The following is a 21,983-nucleotide window of genomic DNA, read 5'->3' on the forward strand; positions in this document are numbered from 1 at the left end:
CTCACGAACGGCCGAGCAGCGAGCGCAGGAAGGACGCGACCCCGGCCGGGCGCTCGGCCGGCCGCCGCGCCAGGTGGCCGCGCCAGTGCCGGCCGAACGGCACGTGGACGCGCACGACGTGCCCCTCGGCCGCGAGGCGGGCCTGCTCCGCGGGGCGGACGCCGTACGGCATCTGGTGCTCGAAGTCCTCGCGCGCCCGGCCGTACCACCTGGACCGCTCGCCGACGATCTCCACCAGCCGCGGGTCGTGGGTCGCGAACACCGGGTGACCGGCGCCCGCGAGCAGGGTGTTGGCGCAGCGCACGTAGTTCAGGTCGACCTCGTGCGGGTCGGTGAACGCCACCGACGCCGGCGCGGCGCGGGCGCCCTTGCCGAGCCGGACGCGGGTGTCGGCGAGCGCGCGGCAGTCGTCGTGGGTGCGCCGCAGGGACGCCCGGAGCGCCACGCCCGTCGACGGCCAGGTGCGGCGCAGCTCGGCGAGCAGGCCCAGCACCGGGGCGGTGGCGGCGTGGTCCTCGACGTCGAGGGTGACCGAGGTGCCGGCCCGCTCGGCGGCGGCGCACACGCGGGAGGCGTTGTCCAGCGCGAGGGTCCCGTCCAGCGCCCGGCCGACGGCGGACGGCTTCAGGTCGACCTCGACGTCCCCGGCCAGGCCCACGTCGTGCAGCTGGTCGAGCAGGTCGAGGTGGAGCAGCACGGCCCGCTCGGCGGCGTCGCGGTCGGCGGCGGGTTCGCCCAGGTGGTCGAGGGCGACCCGCAGGCCCCGGTCGACCAGCTCACCGGTCGCGTCGAGCGCGTCGGAGGTGGTCTCGCCCGCCACGAAGCGGCGTACCAGGTCCCGGCTCACCGGCGCGGTCGCGACCACGCGGCGGACCGCGCCGCCGTCCGCGGCGGCCAGGATCGACGTGCGCAACGGGTTCACGATCAAGACCCTAGCCGCAGCACCCGGCGCCGCGGTCTCACAGGTGGAGCCGGGCGAACAGCAGCGACTCGGCGAGCATCTCGACGCGCTCGGCCGGGGTCTTCGCGCGCCGGGTGTTGACCTCCAGCACGACCTGCCCGGCGAAGCCGGTGCGGCGCAGGCGCCCGAGCAGCTCGGCGCACGGCTGCGTGCCGCGTCCGGGCACCAGGTGCTCGTCCTTGGGCAGCCCCGAGCCGTCCGCCAGGTGCACGTGGGTCAGGTTGCCACCCATGCGCTTGGCCAGCTCCAGGGCGTCCACGTGCGCGGCGGAGGCGTGCGACAGGTCCAGGGTGTAGTTGCGGTGGCCCACGTCGGTGGGGTCGATCGACGGGCGGAACGCCGTGACCTGCACCGAGCGGCCGCGACCGAGGGCGCGGCGGACCGGGAACATGTTCTCCACGGCGATGGCGACGCCCGAGGCGTCCTCCTCCTCCGCCACCAGGTCGGCGAAGCCCTCGGCGTAGCGCCGCTGCCACAGGAACGGCGGGTGCAGCACGACGGTCCGCGCGCCCAGGTCGGCGGCGGCGCGCACGCTGCGCCGCAGGCGCTCCACCGGGTCGGGGGACCACACGCGCTGGCTGATGAGCAGGCACGGCGCGTGCACGGCCAGCACGGGCACGCCCGTGCGCTCGGACAGCCGACGGAGCGCGCCGACGTCCTGGCTGACCGGGTCGGCCCACACCATGACCTCGACGCCGTCGTAGCCCAGCTCGGCGGCGGCCTCGAAGGCGGCGCCCGCCGGCTGCGGCCACACCGCCGCCGTGGACAGCCCGACCGGGATCAAGACTTCACCAGCAGCATCGCCGCCGGTGAGACCGTCACGATCAGGCCGACCAGCACGGCGAGCACGGTGGTCTGGAGGTCGTCCGCGCGGCGGATCTTGCGCACCATCATCACGAGACCGATGGTGACAGCCAGCGCCACGACCAGCGCGGCGGGCGCGAGGGTCCGCCACAGGTAGTTGAACCCCAGCCACAGGGCGGCGCCGCCGACCACGCCGACCGCGAGCTGCCCGATCATGAGCAGCCACTCCTTGCCGGCCGACCGGTCGCCCGCGGGGAGGTCGTCGTCCTCGTCGACGTCGACGTCGGCGAGCCCGGCGGGTTCCTCGTCGTCCTCGAACCGGCGACCGCGGGCCGGGGGCGGCGGGTAGTCGTCGACGCCGTCCTCCTCGTCGAGGTCGACGTACGGGTGGAACGCCGTGCTCTCCTGCTCGCGCGGGCCGCGCGGGCCGCGGGGTCCGCGCGGGTCGTCCTCGTCGTCGCCGAACCAGTCCTCGGCGCTCTGGTCGGGCAGCGGTTCCGGCAGCCTGGGCGGCGCGGGCGGCACGATCAGCACCGACTCGGTCGGCAGCGACTCCAGCGGCACGTTCGGCGTGAGCTTGTCCGTGATGCGCGGCATCACCTCGGTCACCGGCTCGCGCGGCGGCGCGGGGGGCCCGGGGACGGGTGCCGGCGGCTTGGCCAGCGGCGGCGTGGCGACCGGCGGCACGGGCCGCGCGGGCGGCGGGACCGGCGGCGGCACGGGCAGGGGCCGGGACGGCTCGCCCGCGTAGTCGTCGACGATCGGCGGGACGACGCGGGTCTCCTCGGCCGGGTCCACCTCGGGCGCCCGCCGCCGGCCTGACTCGGCCTTCTTCGGCGCGGGCGACTCCAGGCGCGAGAGGTCGGGGCGCGCGAGATCCGGGCGCGGCGGGTCCAGCCGGGGCGCGGGCGGCTCGACGCGCGGCACGACCGGCGGCTGGTAGGCCGTGCGCTCCGGCTCGGGCTCCGCCGCGCGCTGCCGCTGCGGCAGCGGTGGCGCCGCGGCGGCCGGTGGCGCGGCGGCGGTCGGCGACGTGGGCTCGTCCCTGATCGGCAGCAGTCGGCCGCTGTCCGAGTTGACCCGGTCGATGATCGCCTGGGGGGCGGTGTCGGTCGGGTCCTCGGCACGGCGGCGGCGGCGACGCGGCTGCGCGTCACCGGAACCCCCGCCGTACTGGGCGAGCAGCTCCGCGACCGTGCGCTGGGTCTGCTCCGACTCGCTCTCTCGACTCATCAACTCCACCGTGCCCCGTGGCGGTCAGTCCGTCCAGTGTCGCCCGTCCGGCGCGAGCGGTCCTCCGGGGTGTCCTGGTCCAGGCCGTTGGTGTGGTCCAGCCGACGCAGGATGACCCCTTCGCGCAGCGCCCAGGGGCAGATCTCCAGCTCGGTGAGTGACAGGGCTCGCATCGTGGCCTCCGCCACCAGCGCCCCCGCCACGAGCTGGTGCGCCCTGCTCGGGCTCACGCCCTCCAGCTCGGCCAGGTCGGTCGCGGACATCCGGGAGATGAACGCGATCAACTGCCGCAACCCGGCGTCGGTCAGCACCCGCCGTGCGCGCGGACCGGCAGATGATGGCGCGGCGCCGGTCAACCGCGCCAGCGTCCGGAAGGTCTTTGACGTCGCAACCACCCGATCGGGTGGTCCGGCCCGCTTCAGCCTCTTCGCCACCGGGGCCAGCTGCTCGGCCAGCCACTCGGCGGTCTCGCGCACCTCGGCGCGCGACGGCGGGTCGCCGCGGAACCGCGTCCGGGTCAGCCTGCCCGCGCCCAGCGGCACCGAGCACGCCTCCTCGGGCGCCTCGTCGACGCCGACCGCGAGCTCCAGCGAGCCGCCGCCGATGTCCAGGCACAGCAGCCGGCCCGCCGACCACCCGTACCAGCGGCGCACCGCGAGGAACGTGTAGCGCGCCTCGTCCTCGCCCGACAGGACCCGGAGGTCCACGCCAGTCTCGGTGCGCACGCGCTCCAGCACCTCGGTCGAGTTCCCCGCCTCGCGCACCGCGGAGGTGGCGAACGCCATCAGGTCCTCGCAGCCGAAACCGGCGGCGGTGGCCTTGGCGGCGGCCACCGCGCGCACCAGCTGGTCGGCGCCCTCGCGCGTGAGCGTGCCGGAGCCGTCCAGCTGCTCCGCGAGGCGCAGCACGGACTTCTCCGAACTCATCGGCTGCGGGTGGGCACCCCGATGAGCGTCCACCACCAAGAGGTGGACGGTGTTGGACCCGACATCAAGCACCCCGAGGCGCACGCGGTGCACCGTACCCGGTCGGGGTGGTCAGGACTCGAACTTGTATCCCAGTCCGCGCACGGTGACGAGGTGACGGGGCGCGCCGGGGTCGGGCTCGATCTTCGACCGCAGCCGTTTGACGTGCACGTCCAGGGTTTTGGTGTCGCCGACGTAGTCCGCGCCCCAGACCCGGTCGATGAGTTGGCCACGGGTCAACACCCGTCCCACGTTGCGCAGCAGGTACTCCAGGAGGTCGAACTCCTTGAGCGGCAGGCCGACCTCGGCGCCGTCGACGGTCACCACGTGCCGCTCGACGTCCATCCGCACCGGTCCCGCCTCCAGGACCTGCGGAAGCAGCTCCTCGGACTCGCCGCCGCGGCGCAGCACCGCGCGGATGCGGGCGATCAGCTCGCGCGCCGAGTACGGCTTGGTGACGTAGTCGTCCGCGCCCAGCTCCAGGCCGACGACCTTGTCGATCTCGCTGTCCCGCGCCGTGACCATGATCACCGGCACGGCGCTGCGCGCGCGCAACTGCTTGCACACGTCGGTGCCGCTCATGCCGGGCAGCATGAGGTCCAGCAGCACGATGTCGGCCCCGTTGCGGTCGAACTCCTCCAGCGCCTCCTGGCCGGTGGCCGCGAGCGCCGCGGTGAAGCCCTCCTTGCGCAGCAGGAAGGCGAGCGGATCGGCGAAGGACTCCTCGTCCTCCACGATGAGCACCCTGGTCACAGCTCTCCTCCGTCGTTGCCGCCCGCGCCGCTGGGGACGGGGGTGGCCAGCGCCCGGCCGTCGAGGTCCCCCGCGGCCAGGTCCTTCGTTGGCTCGTCCCGGTCCGGGTGGGCCGGGACGCGCAGGGTGAACGTGGAACCGGTGCCGGGCAGGCTCCACAGCTTCACCTCGCCGCCGTGGTTGTTGGCGACGTGCTTGACGATCGCGAGGCCCAGCCCGGTGCCGCCGGTGGCCCGCGAACGGGCCTTGTCGACCCGGTAGAAGCGCTCGAACACCCGCGTCTGCTGGTCCTCGGCGATGCCGATGCCGCGGTCCGTCACGGCGATCTCGACGAACCCGTCGACGAGCCTGCGGCTCACCGACACCGGGCTGCCGGGCGGCGAGTAGGCCACCGCGTTCTCCAGCAGGTTGCTCAGCGCGGTCACCAGCAGCGTCCGGTCGCCCTCGACCTCCAGACCGCTGGGCTCGTCGGTGGTGACCTCGATGTTCGCGGACTCGGCGGACATCCTGGAGCGGCTCATCGCCTCGTCGATCACCACGTCGACCGCGACCCGGCCGAGCTCCGGCAGCCTCTCCGCGCCCTGGAGGCGCGACAGCGCGATCAGCTCGGTGACCAGGGTCCCCAGGCGGGTGGCCTCCTGCATCATCTTGGCGCTGAACCGGCGGACGTGCTCCTGGTCGTCGGCGGCGTCGAGCACCGCCTCGGCCAGCAGCGCCAATGCGCCCACCGGGGTCTTCAGCTCGTGGCTGACGTTCGCCACGAAGTCCCTGCGGGTCGCCTCCAGGCGCACGGCCTCCGACTCGTCGGAGGCGACGACCACGACGAACTGCTCGGTCAGGACCCTGGCCTCGGCGTGCACGGCGGTCGGCTGGCGGCCCTTGATGACCTCCAGGGACGACAGGTCCACGCCGACCACCCCGCCGCTCTCGCGGCTCATGGCGGCGGCGCGTCTGGCCCGGTCGTCCACGCGGTTGTTCCGCACCACGCCCAGCTCCTCGGCGCGGGCGTTGTGCAGCACGACGTCCCCGAAGCCGTTGAGGACGACGATGCCGTCGTGGGACGTGCGGACGACCATGGCCATGAGGTCGGCGACGGTGAGGCCCTTGGGGCGGCTCGCCCGCTGCCGGGCGGTGACCCGGCCGGCGACGAACGCCGCACCGCCGATCAGCAGAGCGCCGATCAGCAGGACGAGGTAACCCGTTGCGGTCACGAGCGCATCGTAAGCAGGTCAGGGTGGGTACGGCCTAGTGCGCGCGCGTGGTTCGTGATGCCTGCGACACCCACCGGCTGCGATGTTTTCCCGCAGGTCGGCCGCAGTTCACCCAATCGTGTCCATTCGAGCCGGTCCTGTTCGGACAGGCGCACGCCGGCCGACGCCGGGGTCACCTCCGGGTGACGGGCGGGGGACGGGCCGGGGACCAGGACCGGCGACCGGGGCCGGACGGACGAGGCGGCGGTGCGCGCCGGGGTGTCCCCGCGCGTACCGCCGCCTCGTGGCCGGACCGGGTGTGCGACGAAGGGCTAGCGCCCCTGGTTGGCCACGGCCTTGATCGCGTCCGCCGCCGCGTCCGGGTCGAGGTAGGTGCCCCCCGGGGTGACCGGCTTCAGCTCGTCGTCGAGGTCGTAGCGCAGCGGGATGCCGGTCGGGATGTTCAGGCCCGCGATGGCCTCGTCCGAGACGCCGTCGAGGTGCTTGACCAGGGCGCGCAGCGAGTTGCCGTGCGCGGCGACCAGGACGGTCCGGCCGGCGCGCAGGTCCGGGACGATGTCGGACTCCCAGTAGGGGATCATCCGCTTGACGACGTCCAGCAGGCACTCGGTGAGCGGCAGGTCGGGCCCGAGGCCCGCGTAGCGCGGGTCGGCGTCCTGGCTGAACTCGGAGCCGGGCTCGATGGGCGGCGGCGGGGTGTCGTACGAGCGGCGCCAGAGCATGAACTGCTCCTCGCCGAACTCCTCCAGCGTCTGCTTCTTGTTCTTGCCCTGGAGGGCGCCGTAGTGGCGCTCGTTGAGCCGCCAGTCGCGCTTCACGGGGATCCAGTGCCGGTCGGCGGCGTCGAGGGCGAGGTTCGCCGTGCCGATCGCGCGGCGCAGGAGGGACGTGTGCACCACCTCGGGCAGCACACCGGCCTCGCGCAGCAGCACGCCGCCGCGCTTCGCCTCGGTCACGCCCTTCTCCGACAGGGGGACGTCCACCCAGCCGGTGAACAGGTTCTCCGCGTTCCAGACGCTCTCGCCGTGGCGGAGCAGCACCAGGGTTCCGACAGACATGGTCGTCAGCCTGCCAGATGACGCGCGCCCGCTCACGACGGCGGTGGGCGTGACCTTGATCGGTGCAGCACGACGGCCGGAGCCGGGGGGCGCGGTGCGGCGGCCCGACTGGTCCGCCGCACCGCTCACGGCGTCAGCCGCCGGCGGGCACGCCGCCCAGCAGACCGCCGAGCAGACCTGCGGCCACCTGGTTCACGACAGGCACGCTGCCGACGAGGGGCAGGCCGAGCTTCGACTGCGCCTCCGAGGTCCTGCCGAGGGCCTCGACCGAGTGGGTCAGGTCCGTGCGGTCGCTGTCCGAGGCGTTGGCCGCGGGAGCCGCCAGCAGGACGGCCGCGGTCGCGCCGACGGCGACGGCGAGCTTTCCGAGCATGCGCATGCGTATCTCCATGATGTGGGCGGTTTTGCACCGGACATGGTTGTGGCAACCGCGCGCCCCGACACCACCAACACCCCCGCAGTCACACCATCGAGCGGCAATCACCCACTACCGGGGGACGTCCGCACGCGAAGGCCCCGGCTCCGCGGGTGGATCGCGGGAGCCGGGGCCTTCAGGTGGACGTCCTAGGACGCCGCCTCGCGCGCCCGCAGGTCCTTGCGCAGGATCTTGCCCGCCGCCGACTTGGGGATCGCCTCGATGAACTCCACGACCCGCACCTTCTTGTGCGGCGCGACCTGGGCCGCCACGAAGGACATCACGCCCTCCGCGTCGAGCGACGCCCCCGGCTGGAGGACGACGAACGCCTTGGGCACCTCCTCGCCCTCCGCGTCGCGCACGCCCACCACGGCGGCGTCGGCGATGGACTCGTGGGTGAGCAGCAGCGCCTCCAGTTCGGCCGGCGGCACCTGGTAGCCCTTGTACTTGATCAGCTCCTTGACCCGGTCGACGATGCTGACCAGGCCGTTCTCGTCGATGACGGCGACGTCGCCGGTGTGCAGCCAGCCGTCGGCGTCGAGGGTGGCGGCGGTGGCCTCGGGGTTGTTCAGGTAGCCCTTCATGACGTTCGGGCCGCGGCACCACAGCTCGCCGCGCTCGCCCACGCCGACGTCCTCGCCGGTGGCCGGGTCGATGAAGCGGCACTCCATGTTCGGCGCGATGACGCCCACCGTGCCGACGGAGATGTCGTCGCGGCTGTCCGGGATGGCGTGGCTGACCGGGCTCATCTCGGTCATGCCGTAGCCCTGCGAGACCCGGCAGTCCAGGCGCTTGGCGACGGCGGCGGCGAGGTCGACGTCCAGCGGCGCGGCGCCGGAGAAGATCGTGTCGATGCCGGACAGGTCGTACTGGTCCACCAGCGGGTGCTTCGCCAGCGCCACGGCGACCGGCGGGGCGATGTAGACGCGGTTGGTGCGGTGGTCCTGGATGACGCGCAGGAACTCCGGCAGGTCGAACTTCGGCAGCGTCACGACGGTCGCGCCCACGTACAGGCCGTTGTTCATCAGCACCTGCATGCCGTAGATGTGGAAGAACGGCAGCACGGCCAGGACCTTGGTGGTCTCGCCGACCTCCAGCATCGGCTGGCACTGGACGATGTTGGCGACCAGGTTGCGGTGCGTCAGCATCACGCCCTTGGCCCGGCCCGTGGTGCCCGACGAGTACGGCAGCACGGCGACGTCCTCGGCCGGGTCGATCGACACGACGGGCGTCGGCGCGGTCGTGCCCAGCAGGGACGTCAGGCTCGGGTAGCCCTCGGCGGCGTCGAGGACGACGACGTCGGAGACGCCCGCCTTCTCCGCGCCGGGCGCGGCGTTCGGCAGCAGGGCCGAGACGGTGAACAGCATCCTCGCGCCCGCGTCGGACAGCTGGTGGGCGACCTCGTCCGCGGTGTAGAGGGCGTTGATCGTGGTGGCGGTCGCGCCGGCCCGCAGCACGCCGTGGAAGACGACCGCGTAGTACGGGGTGTTCGGGCTGAGGATGCCGACCACGTCCCCCTTGCCGATGCCGCGCTCGGCGAGGGCCGCGGCGAGGCGGTCGACCGCGCCGGCGAGCTGCGCGTAGGTCAGCGATGCCCCGGACGTGCCGTCGACCAGCGCGACCCGGTCGGCGCGCTCGCCGAGGTCGGCGAGCAACAGCTCGTGCAGCGAGACGTCCGGGACCTCGACGTCGGGGAACGGACTGCGGAAGACCATGCGGCTGCCTCATTCATCCAGGGGGCCGTGATCCCGCCATCGTGAGTCAAGCCACACCGGGGGTCAAGACACTCGCTGTACAAGAGCCAGCGTTACTTAACCGCGCTAAGAACACCCGAACGGAGTAACAGAGCCTCTTGTGGGGATCACCGCGAATCTGCCAAGTTGGCAGGGCTCCACGGGTCGGCTCCCACGCACTCCGACGACTCGTGCGGCAACCACCGCGGTTCGCAATCCCCCCGTCGAACCGCGGCCCGCTTGGAATCCCGGGCTCCCCCCCGCCCGGTTCCACCGCAGCGGGGACTGACGCGGGGCGGCTTGACTCGCGACTCCCCCTCTCCCCCAAGCCGCCCCGCGCTCCCCGCGCGTCATGCCACTCTCAGTAGAATTTCCTTCACGGAACGCCTAGCCGGCATCCCCCTGAGGGGTGATGGCGCCCTTCCGGCGCCGGCGCCACCACAGGTAGCCGAAGGCGGGCACGCCGAGCACCACCGCGAACGGCAGCACCGCGCCCAGCACCACCAGCAGCCAGCCCACGGCGGTCACCAGCGCCCGCCAGCCGCCACCGAGCGCGTCGAGGAAGCCGGGGTCCTCCGGCGCCGCGACGGGCGCGTCCCGCGACGTGATGGACACGGTCAGCGTGGACAGCGCGACCTGGCCCTTCAGCGAGTCGTACCGGCGCTGGAGCGACTCCAGCTCCGACTGCCGCTTGGTCAGCTCGGCCTCGATGCCCGTGATCTCCGAGGTCGACGTGGCCCGGTCGAGCAGGGCGCGCACCCGCTCGACGCTCGCCCGCTGGTTGGCCAGCCGCGCCTCGATGTCCACGACCTGCTCGGTGACGTCCTCGGTGCGCACCTCTCGGCGGGTCACCTCGACGCCGTCGAGCGCGGTGATCGACCCCAGCACCGCGTCGAGCTGGTCGCCGGGGACCTCCAGCGTCACCGAGGCGCGCTTGAGCTGGGCGTTCTCCTGCGACGTGAACCCACCCACGCGGAGCACCACGTCCTTCACGCGGGTCAGCGCGCCCTCGACGTCCTCCGCCCGCAGGTCGACGGCGGCGGTGCGCACGAGCTGCCGGTCGCCGACGGCGGGCTGCCCCTGCTGCGGCTGCCCCTGCTGCGGCTGGTCCGGCTGCGACTGCCCCTGCTGCGATTTCCCCTGCTGGGTGCCCGCCTTGCCGTTGAGCAGACCCCCCTCGGGCGCCACGGCCGCCTGCTCCGGCACCCCGGCCGAGTCCGCCGAGCCGCCGCCCGCGCTGCACCCCGCCAGCGCCAGCGCCGCCAACGCGGTCAGCGCCCACCCCACCCGTCCGCCCATCTGCCCCTCCCGGTGTGAAAGCTCACCGGGTGGACGGTGCGGGGGCTCGGCCCAGTTGCGCCCGGGCGGTCACGATTCGGACACCAGGTGCCGGAACGCCTGGAGGTTGGCCAGCGACTCGCCGCGCGACACCCGCCAGTCCCACTCCCGCTGGATGGCGCCCGCGAACCCGATCTCCAGCAGCGCGTTGAAGTCGCCGTCCGCGGCCTCCACCACCTGCCCCAGCACGCGGTCCAGCTCGTCCGCCGTCACGGCGTGGTGCGAGATCCGGCCGACCAGGTAGATGTCGCCGGTCGTGTCGATCGTGTAGTGCACGCCGTAGAGCTTCGCGTTGCGCCGCAGCAGGAACCGGTAGACCGCCTCGTGCGCCTCGTCCGGCTTGCGGCACACGAACGCCTCCACGACGAGCGCGTGCCTGCCCACCACGAGCCAGCAGTTGGTCTGGAGCTTCTTCGCGCCCGGCAGGGTGACGAAGAACCTCCCCGGCTCCTTGTGCTCGTAGCGCAGCTCGCGGTCGTCCAGCGCGGACGTGATGACCTCGTCCAGGCTCGTCGTGGGGCTCAAGCGAAGACCTCCTCGCGGAACACGTCCCGGGCCTCTGCGTACCCGGCCAGGAGTGAATCAGTCGTCCGGTCCCAGGAGAACCGCCGGGCGTGGCCGACCGCGTGGCCCGCCAGCTCCTCCCGACGACCGGGGTGCAGGGCCACGTCGGACAGCGCGCGCGCCCACCGGCCCGGGTCGTGCCCGTCGACCAGCACGCCGGACACGCCGTCGCGCACCGCCACCGGCAGCCCGCCGACGGCCGCCGCCACGACGGGCGTGCCGCACGCCTGCGCCTCCAGGGCGACCAGGCCGAACGACTCGTTGTGGCTGGGCACGGCCACCACGTCCGCCGCCCGGTACACCAGCGCCAGCGACGCCCCGGCCTGCGGCGGCAGGAACCTCACCACGTCGGACACGCCCAGCTCGGCGGCGAGGCGCACCAGCTCCTCGGGCGTCCTCATGCCCGAACCGGACGGCCCGCCGACCACCAGCACCACCAGCCGCGACCGCAGCGCCGGGTCGAGCGCCACCATCTCGGCGGCGGCGCGCACCAGCACGTCCGGCGCCTTCAGCGGCTGGATGCGGCCGACGAACGCGAGCACCACGGCGTCCTGCGGCAGGCCGAGCGCGGCGCGGGCGGCGGCCGGGTCGCCGGGCGTGAACCGCTCCAGGTCCACGCCGGGCGGCACGACCAGCACCTTGCCGGGGTCGGCGTCGTACAGCTTGACCAGCTCGGCCGCCTCCACGTCGGTGTTGGCGACCAGCCGGTCGGCCTCGGCGGCGACCTGCTCCTCGCCGATCACGCGCATCCGCGGCTCCGGGGAGTCGTCCTCGGCCAGCGCCAGGTTCTTCACCTTGGCCAGGGTGTGCGCGGTGTGCACCAGCGGCACCGCCCAGCGCTCCCGGGCGAGCCAGCCGACCTGCCCGGACAGCCAGTAGTGCGAGTGCACGACGTCGTAGTGGCCGGGTTCGTGCCGCGCCTCGGCCCGCAGCACGCCCGCGGTGAACGCGCACAGCTGGCCGGGCAGCTCCTCCTTGCCCAGGCCCTCGAACGGCCCGGCGACGACGTGCCGCACCTTGACCCCGGGCGCCAGCTCGGCGACCGGCGGCAGGTCGGACGACGTGGCGCGGGTGAAGATCTCCACCTCGATGCCGCGCCGGGCCATGCGGGTGGCGGTCTGCACGATGTAGACGTTCATGCCGCCCGCGTCGCCCGTGCCGGGCTGCTCCAGCGGCGACGTGTGCACGGAGAGCACGGCCACCCGCTTCACCGGGCCACCTCCGCGGCGAAGCCCGCCAGGTCCGCGGCGAAGCGCTCGGGACGCTCCAGGAACGGCGCGTGGCCGGTGCGTTCGTAGCGGCGCAAGTCGGCTCCGGGGATCAGGGCCGCCGCGTGCTCCCCGGCGGCGGGGTCGACCACCTCGTCGGCGGTGCCGTGCACCACCAGTGTCGGCCTGTCGAGGCCCTTCCACACGGCGGAGCCGTCCACGTCACGCCGGAACAGCTCGCGGCGCACCCGCGGCGGGACGCGCAGCGCCGTGCCGAGCAGGCGCTGCACCACCTCGCCCGGCAGGCCGGGGGCCTGGTCCCGGCAGAACCGCGCCAGCGCGGGCACGGCCACGTCGGGGTCGTGCGACAGCGCGTCCGGCAGGGCCCGGCGCATCACGGGCCCGGTCGCGCCGCCCGGCCGGTCCCCGCCCAGGTCGGTGATCGCGCCGACGAGGACCACCCCGGCCACCCGGTCCGCACCGCGCCGCGCCAGGTAGTCGGTGATCACGAGGCCGCCGTAGGACCACCCGACCAGCACCGCGGGCCGCCCGACGTGGTCGAGCACCGCCGCCAGGTCCGCGGCCCACACCGCGGGGTCGCGGTAGCCGCCGGCGGGGACGTCGGACGAGCCGTGCCCGCGCAGGTCGACGGCGTACGTCCGCAGCGCCGGGTAGGCCGGCCACACCTCCCCGGACTGCGCCCAGCCGTGGACCAGCACCACCGCCGGGGCGGTCTCCGGTCCTGATTCGCGGACCGAGAGCCGCACGCCCTCGGCGCCGGGGAGAGTTGTCGCCACGACACGTGCCAACAACCCCGCCGGCCGGGAGCTTCCCGGGGGAAAGCCGGCTCACACGGCGGAGGGCCCCGCCGGAGCGGGGCCCTCCGCGCGGATCACCGCGTCACAGCGCCGATCTCACAGAGCCGACCTCACAGCGCCGACATGGTCTGCCACTGGGACCACGGGATCTGCCAGTCGTACCAGTCGAACTGCGCGGGCAGGGTCGTGATCGAGCCGGTGACCTCGACCGGGTCGCCCACCAGCGCGCTGTCGTAGTACGCCTTGGCGTCGGCCTCCAGCAGGTTCGCGCACCCGTGCGAGGTGTTGTTCGAGCCGATGTTCGCCGCGTTGTCGTTGTTCTCGTGGATGAACTCGCCGTGGTTGGAGAACCGGACGGCCCACTTCTTCAGCACGTTGGTGTAGCCGTAGCGTGGGTTGTCGAAGCTGAACTGCTCGAACTTCTGCATCACCACGAACGTGCCGTTGGGCGTGGTCAGCTCGGGGTCGTCGGGCTTGCCGAACGACGCCGGGTAGCTCGCCACGGTCTGCCCGTCCCGCTGCACGACGAGCTGGTGCGTCGGGTTGTCGATCTTCACGACCTGGTTGCGGCCGATGGTGAAGTCGCTGGTCACGTCCGCGCGGCCGTACGCGCCGCCGCCGTAGGGGACGCCGTAGAGCTTCGCCTCGACCTTGATCTTCGTGTTCGCGGGCCAGTAGTTCTCCGGCCGGTAGTGCACCTCGCGGGGGTTGAGCCACGCCCAGCTGCCCCGCACGCCGGCCGAGTTGGTCACGGTGAGCGCCTTCTCGACGGTGGCCCGGTCGGCGACGTCCACGTCGAACTCGACCTTGATCGGCACGGCGACGCCCATCACGTCGTCGTCCCCCGGGAACAGCGTGGCCCGCACCTCGCTGGTCGGGGTGACCGTGGTGAACGTGCCCTTCAGCTCGACGGGCTTGCCGTCGGTGCCGGTGGCCCGACCCGCGTAGGTGTAGCTCTTGCCGTACCCGAGCACCTCGGTGGTCGTCCAGGACTTCCTGTCGTCGGCGACGGCGCCCGCGACGGCCTTGCCCTCGGGGTTGGTCAGCGTGACCTCGTCGATGGCGCCCTCGGTCACGGTGACCCGCACCGGGGTGTTCACCGGCGCGTCGACCGCACCGTCCGCGGGCGCGGTGGTGAACGTGGCGACGGGTGGGTTGTCGCCGCCCACCGGTTTCGCGGTGCCCTGCTCCACGTTCGCCGAGCAGCCGGCGAGCAGCGCCACGCCGGCCAGCAGTGCGGTCAATCTCCTGCGCACGATGCGACCTCCTGGTGGAAGGACGTCCGGCACGACCTTTCGGTGCAGGTGACCTGCGCCACACACCTAGGATCGGTGTCGTGAACCGTCCTATCGCAGTCGTGACCGGAGCCAGCGCGGGAATCGGTGAGGCCACCGCCCGCGCACTCGCCGCCGAGGGCTTCCACGTCGTGCTGGGCGCCCGGCGGCTGGACCTCCTCAAGGGTATCGCGGCGGAGGTGGACGGGACGGCGATCGAACTCGACGTCACGTCCGCTTCTTCCGTCGCGGCGTTCCTGGACGCCGTGCCGAAGGCGAAGGTGCTGGTCAACAACGCGGGCGGCGCGCGCGGCATGGCGAGCGTCGCCGACGCCGACGAGGACCACTGGCGCTGGATGTGGGAGACGAACGTCCTCGGCACGCTGCGCCTGACCAAGGGCCTGCTGCCGAAGCTGATCGACTCCGGCGACGGCCACGTCGTCACCGTGACGTCGATCGCCGCGTTCGAGGCGTACGACAACGGCTCCGGCTACACGTCGGCCAAGCACGCCCAGTCGGCGCTGCACCGCACCCTGCGCGGCGAGCTGCTGGGGCAGCCCGTGCGCGTCACCGAGGTCCTGCCCGGCATGGTCGAGACGGACTTCTCGGTGAACCGCTTCGACGGCGACACCACCCGCGCCGCCGCCGTCTACCAGGGCGTGGTGCCGCTGACCGCCGACGACGTGGCCGACGTCATCGCGTTCGCGGTGACCAGGCCGTCGCACGTCAACCTGGACCGGATCGAGCTCAAGCCCCGCGCCCAGGCGTCGGCGTCCCGCGTGCACCGGGGATGAGCAGGTCCACGTCGAGCTGGTCGAGCACCGGGCCGATGGGGTTGGCGAACCCCCGGTCCGGGCTCCCGCCGCAGTAGAGGCCCACGACCAGGTTGGCGTCGTCCAGCAGCACGGCCCCGGAGTCGCCGTGGTCGGCGAACCGGGGCGTCTCGATCCGGATCTGGTCGCGCAGCGTCCGCACGCCGAGGCCGGCGCCGAAGTCCAGCGAGATCGCCGCGTCCGTGGAGGCCACCACGCCCACCGTGACGGCCGTCGTGCGCCCGCGCTTGCGCACCCGCTGCCCGACCACCGCCGCGCCGGGGCCCAGGACCGGCCCCAGCCCCACGACCTCCGGCCGCACCCGCGGCCTGGTCAGCATGATCGCGGCGGCGTCCACCCGGCTGGACAGCGCGGCCCGCGCCAGCGCGCCCACCCGGTCGCGCAGGGGGTGCCCGCCGTCCACCCGGGACGGGTGCACCATCGGGTCGCCCACCGCCCACGCGTCGTCCACGCAGGCCACGTGGAACGCGGTCAGCGCCATCACCACCCGCCGCCGGCGCGGCGCGACCAGCGCGCCCAGCGTGCCCGCGACGACGTAGTCGTCCACCACGGCCACGTCCGGCGGCACGAACCGGATCGCCCGGCTCGGTCCGATCCCGATGCCGCCCGCCAGCGTCCCGTGCCGCTCCGCGCCGTTCACGCCCTCGGACGAGGCGACGGTGTGGTGCGGCGAGAACACGTCCTGCACCACGTCCGTGGGCACGCCCAGCACGTCCGGCGGGATGGTGAACTGGGCCGCGGGCCCCTTCCGCCGCACGTACACGACGATCGCCTGCTCGCCCGTGGCCCGGCCGCCGACGACCTTCTCCCCGAGGTCGACGCCCACCACGCCCGGCCGGCTCAGGAAGTCGTCCTCGACCAGTCTCTTGATCGGCCTGACGGCCGCGCGCTCGTCGTCCCGGTAGGCCATGACGACCTCCAACAGGTGCCTCTACCTCCATGAAACGCGTGGAGTGAGGATTCGTCACACGGAGTCACCCGTTCGGCCGTCGATCCCGACGAGGGGTTCAGCCCAACCCGCAGCCCACCATCACCGGCTCGGGGTGGAGTTCCACGCCGAACGCCGTGCGCACGCCGTCGCGCACCTCGCGGGCGAGGTCGAGCAGGTCCTCGGTGGACGCGCCGCCGCGGTTGGTCAGCGCCAGCGTGTGCTTCGACGACAGCGCCACGCGGTGCCCGGGGTGCCCCTTGGTGAACCCGGCGCGCTCGATCAGCCACGCGGCCGACAGCTTGGCGAAGCCGGGACCCGCCGGGTAGGTCGGCACGTCGACGTGCGGGCCGAGGCGCTCGGCGATCCGGATCAGCACACCGGCCAGCGTGGAGTCGTCCAGCAGCGGGTTGGTGAAGAACGAGCCCGCGCTCCACGTGTCGTGGTCGGCCGGGTCGAGCACCATGCCCTTGCCGCGCCGCAGGTCGAGGACCGCCTCCCGGGCCGCGTCGACGGGCACCCGGTCGCCCTGCGCGACGCCCAGGACGCGGGCCAGCTCGGCGTAGCGGATCGGGGCGGACTGGCCGCCGGCGGTGAGGGCGAAGCGGGCGCGCAGCACGACGGCGCGATCGGTTCCCTTGAGGACGGACGTGCGGTAGGCGAGGCCGAGGCCGTCGGCGGGCATCTGCTGCACCCGGCCGGTGCGGCGGTCGAGCAGGTCGATCGAGGTCAGCACCTGGGAGATCTCCACGCCGTACGCGCCGACGTTCTGCACGGGCGTCGCGCCGACCAGGCCGGGGATGCCGGACAGGCACTCCAGCCCGCCCAGGCCCTGCGCGACGGCCTCGGCGACGACCGAGTCCCAGTCCTCGCCCGCCTCGACGGTGAGCTGCACGAGGCCGTCGCCGAGCGGGTCGAGGCGGCGGCCGGACGTGCCGACCTGGACGGCGGTGCCCGCGAACCCGGCGTCGGCGACCACCAGGTTCGACCCGCCCCCCAGGAGCAGCACGGGATCACCGGCGGCGTCCAGGGCGCGGACGGTCTCGACGAGTTCGGCGGCTGTGGTGGCGCGCGTGAACCGCGCGGCCGGGCCACCGAGCCGTAGCGTGGTGCATTCGGCGAGCGGCACCCTGGCGCGCACCTGAGCACTGGACAGCGGGGTGGTCACGGGCGTCAACGGTAGCCTCCGCGACATGGCACGCCGCATCGAGCACCGAACGACGTCACCGCGCACCGCGGCGGAGGTGTACGCCGCGCTCGTCGACGAGGGCTACCTGCGTGCCCGGCTGGCCGTCCTGGGCGGGCGGGACGCCGAGCTGGTCGCCTTCAGGAAGACCGGGCAGAGCACGACCTACCAGCTCAAGCAGGGTGTCGCGGCCGAGCACCTGCCGTCGTTCGCCCGCGGCGTGCTGGGCGGCGACCTGGTGATCACGCGCACCGAGACGTGGACCGCCGCCGGCCTCGCCGGGACCATCGAGGGCGTGCTCAACGGCGTGCCCGGCCGCCTGGAGGGCACGATCACGCTCACCGACACCGCCTCGGGGAGTGATCTGACCCTCACCGGTCAGACCAAGGTCGGCATCCCGTTCGTGGGCGGCAAGGTCGAGGCGCTGATCGCCGAGCAGGTCGCCGTGCTGCTGGACAAGGAGAGCGGGTTCACCACCGAATGGCTCGCGCGCCACGCCTAGCCGCGGGCCGGGCCCGCGCGCTCGGCCTGCCCACCAGGGGGACGACCAACCCGAACCGCCTGCGCCGGGTCGACCGGTGGGTGGCGCACGCCCACCGCGCCCTCCTCGCCGAGGGGGAACCGCTGGTGGTGGACCTCGGGTACGGCTCGTCCCCGGTCACCACGGTCGAACTGGCCGCGCGGCTGCGGGCGGTGAACCCGCGCGTGCGCGTGCTCGGGCTGGAGCTGGACGCCGAGCGGGTCGCCGCGGGCAAGGAGGTCGCCGACCCGCCGGGGCTGGACTTCCGGCGCGGCGGGTTCGAGCTGGCCGGCGCCCGACCGGTGCTGCTGCGCGCGTTCAACGTGCTGCGCCAGTACACCGAGGAGCAGGCGGCGGAGGCGTGGACCACGATGGTCGGCCGGCTCGCGCCGGGCGGGCTGCTGGTCGAGGGCACGTGCGACGAGATCGGCCGGCGCTGCTGCTGGGTGGCGCTGGACGCGGGCGGGCCGCGCACGTTCACCCTGTCCTGCCTGCCCGCCGACCTGGAGGTGCCGTCCGACCTGGCCGAACGGCTGCCGAAGGCGTTGATCCACCACAACGTGCCCGGCGAGCGGGTGCACGCGCTGCTGGCCGAGCTGGACGCGTGCTGGGCCGCGGCCGCGCCGTTCGCGCCGTACGGGCCGCGCGCCCGCTGGGTCGAGGCGGTGCGGCTGTTCGCGGGCCGCGGGTGGCCGGTGCTGGGCGACCGGCGGCGCCGGCGGCTGGGCGAGTTGACGGTGCCCTGGGAGGTCGTCAGTCCCTAGGGTGTGCGGTGTGGACCACGCGGACTTCGTGAAGCACCTGAGGACCGAGTACACCGCGCTGCGCGCCGCGGTCGAGGCCGCCGGGCCGGACGCCCCCGTGCCGACCTGCCCGGGGTGGGCGGTCCGGGACCTGGTCGACCACCTGGGCCGCACGCACGCGTGGACGCTCAAGGCGTTGACCACCCCGCCGGACGGCCCGAGGCCGGACTTCCCCGAGCGACCCACCGAGTGGAGCGAGCTGCTGGACTGGTGGACCGCGGCGGTCACCGAGCTGGCCGACACCCTGGCCGGCACCACGTCGAACACGCCCGCGTGGACGTTCGCGGGACCGGCCACGTTCGGCTTCTGGTCCCGCCGGCAGGCGCACGAGACCGCGATCCACCGCCTGGACGCCGAGCACGCGCTGCACGGCGACGGCGTGCCGTCCCTGCTGTTCGACGTGGAGTTCGCCGCCGACGGCGTGGACGAGCTGCTGGGCGTGGTCTCGCCCTACGTGTCCGGGCGCAAGCCGGTGGAGCGGGCCGGGCGCCTGCTGTTCCACGCCGCCGACGCCGGGCGCGCCTGGGAGGTGCGGCTCACGCCGGGCGAGCCGCCGGTCGTCGGCCCGGTCACCGACTCCGGCACGGACGAGGACGCCACCCTGGCCGGCACGGCCGACGCGCTGTACCGGGCGGTGTGGGGCCGGCCGAGCGGCGCCATCGCATCGGGTGACAGGTCGCTGCTGGATTCGCTGCCCCGACCGTAGATACTTCCGGGCGTGCCTCTCCCCGAACGCCGCTACGTGATCACCTTCGGCTGCCCCGACCGCACCGGCATCGTGGCGAGGATCTCCTCGTTCCTCGCCGAGCACGGCGGGTGGATCGTCGAGGCGGCGTACCACACGGACCCGGCCACCAACTGGTTCTTCACCCGCCAGGAGGTGCGCGCCGACTCGCTGCCGTTCGAGGTGGACGAGCTGCGGTCGCGGTTCGCGGGGGTCGCCGAGGGGCTGGGCGCGCGACCCGGGTCGTGGCGGGTCGGCGACACCGGCGAGCGGCGGCGGGTGGTGATCCTCGTCTCCAAGGAGGGGCACTGCCTCTACGACCTGCTCGGCCGGGTCGCGTCGCACGAGCTGGACGTCGAGGTGTCCGCGGTCATCGGCAACCACGCCGACCTGGCCGGGATCACCCGCGCGCACGGCATCCCGTTCCACCACGTGCCGTTCCCGGCGAACGACCCGGAGGGCAGGCAGGCGGCGTTCGCGCAGCTGCGGCAGCTGGTGGACGCGCACGACCCGCACGCCGTGGTGCTGGCGCGGTTCATGCAGATCCTGCCGACCGAGCTGTGCGCGGACTGGGCCGGGCGGGCGCTGAACATCCACCACAGCTTCCTGCCGTCGTTCATCGGCGCGCGGCCGTACCACCAGGCGCACCTGCGCGGCGTGAAGCTCGTCGGCGCGACGTGCCACTACGTGACGGCCGAGCTGGACCAGGGGCCGATCGTCGAGCAGGACGTGATCCGGGTGGACCACGACGACTCGGTGCCGGACATGGTCCGCAAGGGCCGGGACATCGAGAAGGTCGTCCTGGCGCGGGGGCTGCGGTGGCACCTGGAGGACCGCGTGCTCGTGCACGGCAACCGCACGGTCATCTTCTGACCCGGCACTTTCCGACCGGCGTCTTCCGACCCTGGCGGACCCGACCTGACCGGACCGCGGCGGGACGTAGGCTGCCGCCGTGCGCACCGAGTTCACCGACCTCGACCAGGTCCGCGCGGCGGACGACCTGCGGAACGCCGTGCTGGTCGGCCTGGACCTCACCGACGTCGACCTGCGGGTCCCGGTGGACGGAGCGCTGTTCCTCGGCTGCGCCCTGTCGCCGGTCGGCCAGCGGCGCGCGGCGGCGGCCGGGGCCCTGGTGTTCCCCGCCATCCCGGACCTGCCCTACGACGTGTACCGGTCGCGGCTCTACACGCCGGACGAGCTGTTCGCGGGTTTCGACCCCGACGACCCGGCGTCCTACGCGGACACACCGGACGCCCGCGCCTACCGGCACAGCCGGGCGCAGGGCCACAACCCCGACCCGCTGCACGCGCTGGCCGAGCGGCTGCACGACCACGCCATCACCGAGGCGCTGGCCGACGCGCTGCCCGAGCACCCGGTGGCCGTGATGGGCGGTCACGCCGTGGCGCGCGGCACGGACGGCTACCGGCGGGCGGTGGCGCTGGGCGCGACCCTCGGCGAGGCCGGGTTCACCGTGCTGACCGGCGGTGGGCCGGGCGTGATGGAGGCCGTGCCGCTGGGCGTGCGGGTCGGCGTGGACGACGGCGTGCTGAAGGACCTCGCGCGGGCGCCGGTGTTCGGCGCGGACGCGGAGTCCATCGGCCGCTGGCTCGCCGCGTTCCCCGCGGACCTGCCCGGTTCGGGTCCGGCGGGGTCGGGTCCGGCGGGGTCGGGTCCGGCGGGGTCCGGTCGCCCCCGCACCCTGGGCATCCCCACCTGGTTCTATGGGCACGAGCCGCCGAACCCGGCGTGCGAGCTGCACGCCAAGTACTTCGCCAACTCGGTGCGCGAGGACGGCCTGCTCACCATCGCCACCGGCGGCATCGTCTACACGCCGGGCAGCGCGGGCACCGTGCAGGAGGTCTTCCAGGACTACTGCCAGAACCACTACGGCTCGGTCGGCCCGGCCGCGCCGATGGTGTTCCTGGGCAAGGACTTCTGGGTGGACGAGGTGCCCGCCGCGCCGCTCGTGCGGCGGCTGGCGCGCGGCCGTGAGGCGGAGCGGTGGATCCTCGTCACCGACGACCCGGACGAGGCGGTCGGCTTCCTGCGGGAGTACGCGGGCTGAGCGGCCCTAGCGGGCCAGGCCCTCGACGACCTCGGCGCCCGGCAGCTTCGCCAGCACGTCGCCCGGCACGAGCAGCTTGCTGCCCCGCACGCCGCCGCCGATGATCAGCTCCGGCGCGGCGGCGACCTCGGGCGACAGCAGCACCGGCCAGTCCGCGGGCAGGCCGACGGGCGTGATGCCGCCGTACTCCATGCCCGACAGCGACACCGCCTCGTCCATCGGCGCGAACGACGCCTTGCGCGCGTCCAGCCGCTTGCGCACCACCCCGTTCACGTCCGCCCGCGTCGTCGCGAGCACCACGCACGCCGCGTACCGGACCGCGTCACCGCGCTTGCCCGCCACGACCACGCAGTTCGCCGACGCCGACAGCGGCACGCCGTAGTGCGCGCAGAACTCGGCGGTGTCGGCCAGCGACGCGTCGATGGCGGTCACCGCGAGCCGGTCCGCGTCGGTCATCGACCGCAGGGCCGCCGCCACCGGGTCGGCGACCAGGTCGAGCCGGTCGAGGGCGGGCACGGGCGTCAGGGTTCCGGCGATGGTCCACACGCCGACCATCCTGCCAAACGCCGCTTGACGTTGACGCAACGTC

Annotated in this window: 23 protein-coding genes; 6 read left to right on the top strand and 17 right to left on the bottom strand. The window is 73.9% G+C overall.

What is annotated here, in order from left to right; translation table 11 throughout:
* Position 1 precedes the first annotated feature (1 nt).
* The 14 genes from CKY47_RS01685 to CKY47_RS01750 all read right to left on the bottom strand — a co-directional run bounded on the left by CKY47_RS01685 (position 2) and on the right by CKY47_RS01750 (position 14,317).
* Positions 2-922 (bottom strand): proline dehydrogenase family protein, encoded by a 921-nt coding sequence (locus CKY47_RS01685; protein ID WP_306743790.1) that lies wholly within the window; start codon positions 920-922, stop codon positions 2-4.
* 37 nt (positions 923-959) lie between these two features.
* Positions 960-1,745 (bottom strand): sugar phosphate isomerase/epimerase family protein, encoded by a 786-nt coding sequence (locus tag CKY47_RS01690; protein ID WP_306743791.1) that lies wholly within the window; start codon positions 1,743-1,745, stop codon positions 960-962.
* Positions 1,742-2,998 carry an Rv0497 family membrane protein gene (locus CKY47_RS01695; RefSeq protein WP_306743792.1) on the bottom strand — a complete coding sequence of 419 codons (1,257 nt, stop codon included), beginning with the start codon at positions 2,996-2,998 and terminating at the stop codon, positions 1,742-1,744. The genes CKY47_RS01690 and CKY47_RS01695 overlap by 4 nt, the downstream gene beginning before the upstream one ends.
* Complete coding sequence (locus CKY47_RS01700) at positions 2,998-4,008, bottom strand: Ppx/GppA family phosphatase (RefSeq protein WP_306743793.1); 1,011 nt, start codon at positions 4,006-4,008, stop codon at positions 2,998-3,000. Before CKY47_RS01700 ends, CKY47_RS01695 begins: the two co-directional genes overlap by 1 nt.
* A gap of 27 nt (positions 4,009-4,035) precedes the next feature.
* Positions 4,036-4,716 carry a response regulator gene (locus tag CKY47_RS01705; protein ID WP_306743794.1) on the bottom strand — a complete coding sequence of 227 codons (681 nt, stop codon included), beginning with the start codon at positions 4,714-4,716 and terminating at the stop codon, positions 4,036-4,038.
* The gene (locus tag CKY47_RS01710) at positions 4,713-5,927 is read right to left on the bottom strand and encodes a sensor histidine kinase (protein ID WP_306743795.1); all 1,215 of its coding nucleotides are present in this window, start codon (positions 5,925-5,927) and stop codon (positions 4,713-4,715) included. The genes CKY47_RS01705 and CKY47_RS01710 overlap by 4 nt, the downstream gene beginning before the upstream one ends.
* 311 nt (positions 5,928-6,238) lie before the next feature.
* Positions 6,239-6,985, bottom strand: a complete 747-nt coding sequence (locus tag CKY47_RS01715; protein WP_306743796.1) for a phosphoglyceromutase — start codon at positions 6,983-6,985, stop codon at positions 6,239-6,241.
* A gap of 133 nt (positions 6,986-7,118) precedes the next feature.
* Entirely contained in the window at positions 7,119-7,364 is a 246-nt protein-coding gene (locus tag CKY47_RS01720; RefSeq protein WP_306743797.1) for a hypothetical protein, read from the bottom strand.
* 185 nt (positions 7,365-7,549) lie between these two features.
* On the bottom strand, positions 7,550-9,115 hold the full coding sequence (locus CKY47_RS01725; protein WP_306743798.1) for a 4-coumarate--CoA ligase family protein: 1,566 nt from the start codon (positions 9,113-9,115) through the stop codon (positions 7,550-7,552).
* Between the two features lie 405 nt (positions 9,116-9,520).
* The gene (locus tag CKY47_RS01730; protein WP_306743799.1) at positions 9,521-10,432 is read right to left on the bottom strand and encodes a DUF4349 domain-containing protein; all 912 of its coding nucleotides are present in this window, start codon (positions 10,430-10,432) and stop codon (positions 9,521-9,523) included.
* Between the two features lie 69 nt (positions 10,433-10,501).
* Positions 10,502-10,996, bottom strand: a complete 495-nt coding sequence (locus CKY47_RS01735; RefSeq protein ID WP_306743800.1) for a type III secretion system chaperone family protein — start codon at positions 10,994-10,996, stop codon at positions 10,502-10,504.
* Complete coding sequence (mshA, locus tag CKY47_RS01740) at positions 10,993-12,246, bottom strand: D-inositol-3-phosphate glycosyltransferase (protein ID WP_306743801.1); 1,254 nt, start codon at positions 12,244-12,246, stop codon at positions 10,993-10,995. The genes CKY47_RS01735 and mshA overlap by 4 nt, the downstream gene beginning before the upstream one ends.
* A complete protein-coding gene (locus CKY47_RS01745; RefSeq protein ID WP_306743802.1) occupies positions 12,243-13,040 on the bottom strand; it encodes an alpha/beta fold hydrolase in 798 nt (265 codons plus the stop codon). The genes mshA and CKY47_RS01745 overlap by 4 nt, the downstream gene beginning before the upstream one ends.
* Positions 13,041-13,171: 131 nt before the next feature.
* Positions 13,172-14,317: a L,D-transpeptidase gene (locus CKY47_RS01750; protein ID WP_306743803.1), complete on the bottom strand. Its 1,146-nt coding sequence runs from the start codon at positions 14,315-14,317 to the stop codon at positions 13,172-13,174.
* An 80-nt stretch (positions 14,318-14,397) separates the two neighbouring features.
* On the opposite strand from CKY47_RS01750, the gene CKY47_RS01755 reads away from it, so the two are divergent.
* Positions 14,398-15,129, top strand: coding sequence for an SDR family NAD(P)-dependent oxidoreductase (locus CKY47_RS01755; protein ID WP_306743804.1), 732 nt, complete (start codon positions 14,398-14,400; stop codon positions 15,127-15,129).
* On the opposite strand, the gene CKY47_RS01760 is transcribed toward CKY47_RS01755, so the two are convergent.
* Together CKY47_RS01760 and CKY47_RS01765 are read right to left on the bottom strand one after the other, a co-directional pair.
* Complete coding sequence (locus CKY47_RS01760) at positions 15,083-16,078, bottom strand: chymotrypsin family serine protease (protein WP_306743805.1); 996 nt, start codon at positions 16,076-16,078, stop codon at positions 15,083-15,085. The genes CKY47_RS01755 and CKY47_RS01760 overlap by 47 nt on opposite strands.
* Before the next feature lie 97 nt (positions 16,079-16,175).
* Positions 16,176-17,303, bottom strand: coding sequence for a UDP-N-acetylmuramate dehydrogenase (locus tag CKY47_RS01765; RefSeq protein ID WP_306743806.1), 1,128 nt, complete (start codon positions 17,301-17,303; stop codon positions 16,176-16,178).
* Between CKY47_RS01765 and CKY47_RS01770 the strand changes: the two genes are divergently transcribed.
* The 5 genes from CKY47_RS01770 (at position 17,290) to CKY47_RS01790 (ending at position 21,394) form a co-directional block, all read left to right on the top strand.
* Positions 17,290-17,784: a DUF2505 domain-containing protein gene (locus CKY47_RS01770; RefSeq protein ID WP_306743807.1), complete on the top strand. Its 495-nt coding sequence runs from the start codon at positions 17,290-17,292 to the stop codon at positions 17,782-17,784. The two genes, CKY47_RS01765 and CKY47_RS01770, sit on opposite strands and share 14 nt — an antisense overlap.
* On the top strand, positions 17,763-18,566 hold the full coding sequence (locus CKY47_RS01775; protein WP_306743808.1) for a class I SAM-dependent methyltransferase: 804 nt from the start codon (positions 17,763-17,765) through the stop codon (positions 18,564-18,566). Before CKY47_RS01770 ends, CKY47_RS01775 begins: the two co-directional genes overlap by 22 nt.
* Before the next feature lie 10 nt (positions 18,567-18,576).
* Positions 18,577-19,311 (top strand): maleylpyruvate isomerase family mycothiol-dependent enzyme, encoded by a 735-nt coding sequence (locus tag CKY47_RS01780; protein WP_306743809.1) that lies wholly within the window; start codon positions 18,577-18,579, stop codon positions 19,309-19,311.
* A 12-nt stretch (positions 19,312-19,323) separates the two neighbouring features.
* Positions 19,324-20,202 (top strand): formyltetrahydrofolate deformylase, encoded by an 879-nt coding sequence (purU, locus tag CKY47_RS01785; RefSeq protein ID WP_306743810.1) that lies wholly within the window; start codon positions 19,324-19,326, stop codon positions 20,200-20,202.
* Between the two features lie 79 nt (positions 20,203-20,281).
* Positions 20,282-21,394: an LOG family protein gene (locus tag CKY47_RS01790; RefSeq protein ID WP_306743811.1), complete on the top strand. Its 1,113-nt coding sequence runs from the start codon at positions 20,282-20,284 to the stop codon at positions 21,392-21,394.
* Between the two features lie 6 nt (positions 21,395-21,400).
* Here the strand turns inward: CKY47_RS01790 and CKY47_RS01795 are convergent, their stop codons facing one another.
* Complete coding sequence (locus tag CKY47_RS01795) at positions 21,401-21,949, bottom strand: YbaK/EbsC family protein (protein ID WP_306743812.1); 549 nt, start codon at positions 21,947-21,949, stop codon at positions 21,401-21,403.
* Positions 21,950-21,983: the final 34 nt, after the last annotated feature.

Origin of the sequence: Saccharothrix longispora (assembly GCF_030852425.1) — a bacterium.
Lineage (GTDB): Bacteria > Actinomycetota > Actinomycetes > Mycobacteriales > Pseudonocardiaceae > Actinosynnema > Actinosynnema longispora.